At 42.1% G+C, this 5,912-nt stretch carries 1 protein-coding gene and 2 pseudogenes; all 3 read right to left on the reverse strand.

What is annotated here, in order from left to right:
- Window positions 1-4,695, reverse strand: a pseudogene (locus HMPREF2619_RS05275) (SIALI-17 repeat-containing surface protein); the annotation flags it as partial.
- A gap of 291 nt (window positions 4,696-4,986) precedes the next feature.
- Window positions 4,987-5,055 (reverse strand): annotated as a pseudogene (locus HMPREF2619_RS11795) (YSIRK-type signal peptide-containing protein); the annotation flags it as partial.
- A 171-nt stretch (window positions 5,056-5,226) separates the two neighbouring features.
- Window positions 5,227-5,912, reverse strand: a 686-nt coding sequence (locus HMPREF2619_RS11595; protein ID WP_261673720.1) for an SIALI-17 repeat-containing surface protein, incomplete at its 5' end; no start/stop codon positions are given.

Raw genomic sequence — 5,912 nt, forward strand, 5'->3', positions numbered from 1 at the left:
AACTGGTAATCTCACTAGGACAGCACCTTTTGGAGCAACCATCTGGTTGTCTTTATCCAGCAATTTCACTTGATAAGCATCGTATTGCTTACCAGCTAATTCTTGTTTAAGGACCTTTTGAACTTGAAGCTTGAGGTCTTTAGATAACTCTCTAGTTAGCCCTGCTACTAGAACTCCAGTTTCCTTATCAGTTAAGATTTGAACCTCTTCGGCTGGTTTAACAAGACTTGGTGCTGGCTTGTTCCCCACTGTAGCTACTGTTCCTGTGTATTCTGGGACTTCGTTCTTAGCAGCTTCTACAGCATTGACTCCGCCCTTGAATTCTGGGACTTCGTTCTTAACTGCCTCTACTGCATTGACGCCACCTGCAAATTCTGGCACTTCTACTACCGGAGCTGGATCGTCGCCTACTGTACCGATTGCTTCTGTGTATTCTGGCAACTCATGCTTAGCTGCTTCTACAGCATTGACGCCGCCCTCAAATTCTGGGACTTCTACTACTGGAGCTGGTTCGTCACCTACTGTGCCGATTGCTTCTGTGTATTCTGGCAACTCATTCTTAGCAGCTTCTACTGCATTGACGCCACCCTCAAATTCTGGAACTTCTACCACTGGAGCTGGATCGTCGCCTTTACTTATTGTCGGTGCTGGATCGTCTACCACTTCTTGATAGAAAGTAGTCATTTCGTAGAACTCTGGTTCTCCACCTTCCCAAGAAACTTTTACATCAACAATCCGTGGATTTTTTCCTGTAAGAGCAAAGGTTTGGAAACTTGATCTGACTTCACCCAAGTTTTTCCATACTGATTCACCAGCATCATTCAAGGTACGAACTTGGACATTTACTTTTGCACCTTCAGGCAAGTCAGCAATCAAGCGAACATGATTGACCTTGGTTTCTTCAGATAAATGATAAACAAGCTCTCCTTTATCTTCAGTAGCTGCATAGCTTGTCAAAACATTGCCGTCAGTCATATTTTTCTTCAGGTTATCCGCTTCTTCACTACCATTTCCTGTCACTGTAGGATTATTTTCAGGATTGATAAATTCACCATCATTAATCACGATTTCGCTAAATCCTACAAAACGAGCATTATAGTCCGCTGTAAAGAGAACACGCATAAACTTAACAGTTACAGGTTGATCCAGAATACCTTCAATATAACGATTTCCTGGGTGGGCAGAATCATGTGTCCAGCCGTCGGTCAATGAATTATCTCGAATTTCATTTTCAACACCATCTCCGACTGTCACAACATCCGTCCAGTTCTTACCGTCTTCACTAACTTGAATCTTCCCATCACGCAAATAATTACGCTGAGCATCCTGAATATAGGCACGAATCTTCTTGACTTGACGAGTGGTGCCAAGTTTCATGACAATTTCTCCGTTTTTACGTTGATAATCAGAAAATTCTACAAAATTATTAAAGTCCCCATCAAACAGTTGACCTAAATTGTGAATGCGACGAACATCATTAGCACCATAATATTGGTGAATACCCATAGTGGTTGATAAGAGTTCAGTTGGATCCACTTCTTTTGTCTTAACGACTAATTTTCCAGTAGGAAGCGCTTGGTCCTTATCTGTCTTGTTCACGATGCGAACATAGCGCACCAAGGCGTGTTCTGGAAGTTGGTCAGCGGTCATCCATTCCACTTCATTTGCCGAATATTCCAGTGTCAAACCTGTTTCACCTGCACCTTCAAGTGCAATTGAACTAGCTTCATGGAGGCGGTCCAATTTCAAGCCAAGGTAGCCATTTGATGGAAGATTATTCCCTTGTGGGAAGATCATTTCATAACGACCACGGCTGTCCACTACTGGCGTTTCCTTCAAGCTGTCGACATTGGTGACGGTCAAATCAGTATTTGGTGTATCGACGTCAACTGTAAAGTCCGCAATTCTCCACCATTTGCTGAGAAGTTGTGTATTACGGACTCGAACGTATTGTGCTGTGAAGTTCTGGCTAATATCTGAAATCCGATCCCCAGTTAAGATCTGAAGGGTCTTCCAGTTTGTACCGTCTGTAGAATATTCGATGACACCAGCCGCTAGTTTGTCACCTTCCCCTTGAACTAGATGAATATGTTTTACTTTCTTAGATCCACCCAAGTCCATTTGAACCCAAGCATTTTCTGGAGTCACATTTGTTTGATTGGCATGAGCCATCATAGATTCGGTGTTATCTTTGCCATCTTGCATTTGAAGCACACTGGTTCCATATTTGTAAACTAGGTTTGGACTTAGGGTAATAGTCCCCTTTACCTTTTTGCTTCCAAGTTCGAGCGGTCTATTAACAGCAATTTCACGCATGGCAAGCCAATCATTATCCTTCTTAGCTGTCGCACGCATACGAACTGCTTGAGCCGTAATATCGAGGTCTTTAAATTCAAGTGTCCGTTCGCGACCTGTGTAGGCTGGACTTGTGAGAGCTACCCAGTCCCCTTGTTCGTTTTGATACTCGACAAGGGCATTTCCAAAGGTATAATTATCAGCGGTCTTTGTCCCTGTTGCAAAACCGAGAGTACGAACCTTAATGGCTTTATTAAAACGAAGTCCTATATAATCATCTCGTTCAATAACGGTTGTCGTCTTGACAATCGCATGAGTATCCAAATCGCCATCTGTTACTTCTGCAAGACCTCCTTCAATCCCCGCACGGTTGGTAATAAAGGTGGTCACAAGTTTATCTGGATGCAGCATGGTCTGAATATGTGTTGCCAAGTATTCCTTTAAGTTATTGATAAATGGACGAATATGTTGCACTCCAAACTCTGCCCGTTCATAATGGTCTACATAGAAGAAGGAATAACTAATGGACTGATCGTAATACTTAACCCCAGCATAGTAATGTTCCCATACTTTAGCATCATTCTTTTCAGCCAGACCTTCTGTCGCTGTCAGCAAGGCTTCTAAAGCATCCATCTGGTCCACTGTATTATCTAACCAGTAGTGGATTTGGTCAATAAGCTTCCTGTCCCCTTTTTCTTTCAGAAGGAGGGCGTCAGCCTTCAAGTTTGCAAAGATACCCTTTAATTCTTTTCTCTCTGCGTCTACGTTTTGACCAGCCTTCAATTTGTTATAAAAGTCTGTCAATTTAGGTGCAAGCTCAACAGATTCTTCCAATTTTGTGACATGGGGAGGACGGTTTTGGTTGCGCATATGCTTACCAAGTTCACGAAAGGCTTTTGATACTTCGCTTTCTTCAAAGCTTCCATTGACCACATAGTTAAAGGCCGTATCATTGATTTTTTCAGCTTCTTCCGCACTTCTCCATTGCTTCCAACCATACTGAGCCACATCAAAGAGGGCTACCTTTGAAGCTTCCGATTGTTGCATCGGATTTAGCATGATGCCCTGAGCCAATGACAAATCAACATTGGGATGTAAGAATTTTTCACCACCACCCAGAATCAAGTGTTGCTTGGTATTATCGTTACAAGGCCAGTTAATCCAGAAATGAATCGGACGATACTTCTTGCCACCTTCTGTCAAATTTTTCTTCAAATTTGTTAGGAAGGTTTGGTCAACTGCCCCCCATACCTTGCCCCCTGTTAGGGTTAAATGGACAGTTTCTGGAAGGCGTTCGTTGAGCGTGCGAAGTTCATCTTCTGTCCCTTGTCCCATATACCAGGCTGGCACGAAAATCATATCTTTACGAAGTCCGCTGTATTTTGTTTCTTGTTCAGTTAGCCAATTTGTCAAATCGGTCATTAACCGAACATAACTATTGTAGCCACCAACAGGCCAGGCCGCATCATCAGCTAGAACCCCAAATTCACGCACTCCTGCATCCAGCAACTGAGTGAATTTCGCTTTAATGACATCTAAATCCTGTTTATATAATTCATCCGTGTCAAAACGCATCTTCTTATGCATAAAGGGGTGGATGGTCCAAACATAACGTGTCTTTGTTTCATTTCCCACACGAGCTAGATCTCGAATCTCTGACATTTTTTCTTCTGGATAGAGTTCACGCCATTTAGCATTGTGATAGGGATCGTCTTTTGGCGCAAAGAAGTACTGAGTTAGCTTTAAGTCACCACCATAGCGCATCAAGTCTTCACGATTTTCCTTGGTCCAAGGATTTCCATAATAGCCTTCGATAAAGCCACGATTTTTAACTTCTGCATAGTCTTCTACTGTCACATCTCTAAGAACTGGGACAGGACTCTCTTTCAGCATTTGTTTCAAAGTTGTTAGTCCAAAGAAGACAGCATCCGTATCCTTTCCTACAATCGAAATCTTATTGTCCTTCACGCGCAAGACATAGGCATCAATTTTATCGTATAATTCAGACGAAATATCTTGGACTTCTTTTTCTGCCAGAGGAGCTTTCCCACGCACTCCAAGGAAAATGTTGGTCGCCCCTTCTGTAGCTTTTGTACTGGTAGTATAGGATACATTACTAGCTTGGAGAATTTCCTTGGCACGGTTTCGAGTATAGATATCCAAACCATCACTCAAGACAAGATTTACCTTTCCTTCTAGAGCAGTGATGCCATCTCCATAAGTAACCTTTTGAGGTCTTGGGAATACCGTATATTCTTTTTTAGCTACTTGAGATTTTGCTGCATCAATTTCTGCTTTACTTGTAGGTTTATCTGCTGTAAATGAATCAGCTTTCTCCACCGTTCCATTTACTTCACCTGGTTTCGTAGGTTCTATTGCTACACGAGCCTCAGTAGGAGCGACTTCAGTAGAAGCATTTTCTACGGTTGTTACTCCCTTCTCTACTGTAGAATTTTTAGTTTCTAATGGTTTTGAAGAAGTTTCTTCAGGAGCTTGGGACTTAGTAGCTACCTCTTCCACTTTAGTCTCTGAAACAAAGGCTACCTCTGCATCTTTAATAGCGCCTGCCAAATCTGATGATAACTTATCCTCTGGTGGAAGCTGTGTAAGACTTGTTTCTGATTCTAGTGCAAGCTCTGTCTCTGCAGCTTGTACCATACTGGCTCCAAAGATACTCGCGCCAACCATAACTGAAGCTGCTCCTATTGCAAATTTTCGAATACTATAATGACAACGTTTCTCAAAAAATTGATGATCCATCTTTCTTCTATTCCTTTCCTCCAACCACTCATCTAAGCGATTTCATCCCTATTTTAAAAAAATAGAGAGAACCAAAAGGTCCTCTCCATATGGTTGTAGCATTTTTCAATCCTATCCTCTGGGATAGTCCAAGTATTTCTACAATCAATCAGCAATGTAGAGTTCCAAACTCTATTTTTCTTTACGTTTAACTGTTAGTAGTGCCACTGATAAAACAAGACTGAGACTTGCTAGGAAGGCAGCTGTATCAGATCGACTTTCACCTGTTTCTGGAAGTCTTGCTGAATCTACTTTCTCTGAAGCATTTTCAAGAATCTCTCCATTAACTGCTAGCCCATGAGCTGGTTCTACTGGTTTTACTAGTTCTTGATTTTGTTCTTTATAGACAATCGCATAAAGTCCTAGATCTTTGGTTGTAAATTCAACCATATCACCTACTAGCGTCACCTTTTGAACCTGCAAGCCTTGATCTAAGCTCATGTGATAAACCTCTTGAACCTGACCCTTAACTGGTAATCTCACTAGGACAGCACCTTTGAGTTCAACTTCTTGGTTGTCCTTATCTAGTAATTTCACTTGATAAGCATCATAGTGTTTACCAGCTAATTCTTGGCGTAGAACCTTCTGCACTTGAAGCTTGAGGTCTTTAGATAACTCTTTAGTTAGCCCTGCTACCAGAACTCCAGTTTCCTTATCAGTCAAGATTCGGATCTCTTCAGCTGGTTTAACAAGACTTGGTGCTGGCTTGTTCCCCACTGTAGCTACTGTTCCTGTGTATTCTGGTAATTCATTCTTAGCGGCTTCTACCGCATTGACGCCACCTGTGTATTCTGGGACTTCGTTCTTAACTGCCTCTA

Origin of the sequence: Streptococcus sp. HMSC074B11 (genome assembly GCF_001808705.1) — a bacterium.
Classification (GTDB): Bacteria; Bacillota; Bacilli; order Lactobacillales; family Streptococcaceae; genus Streptococcus.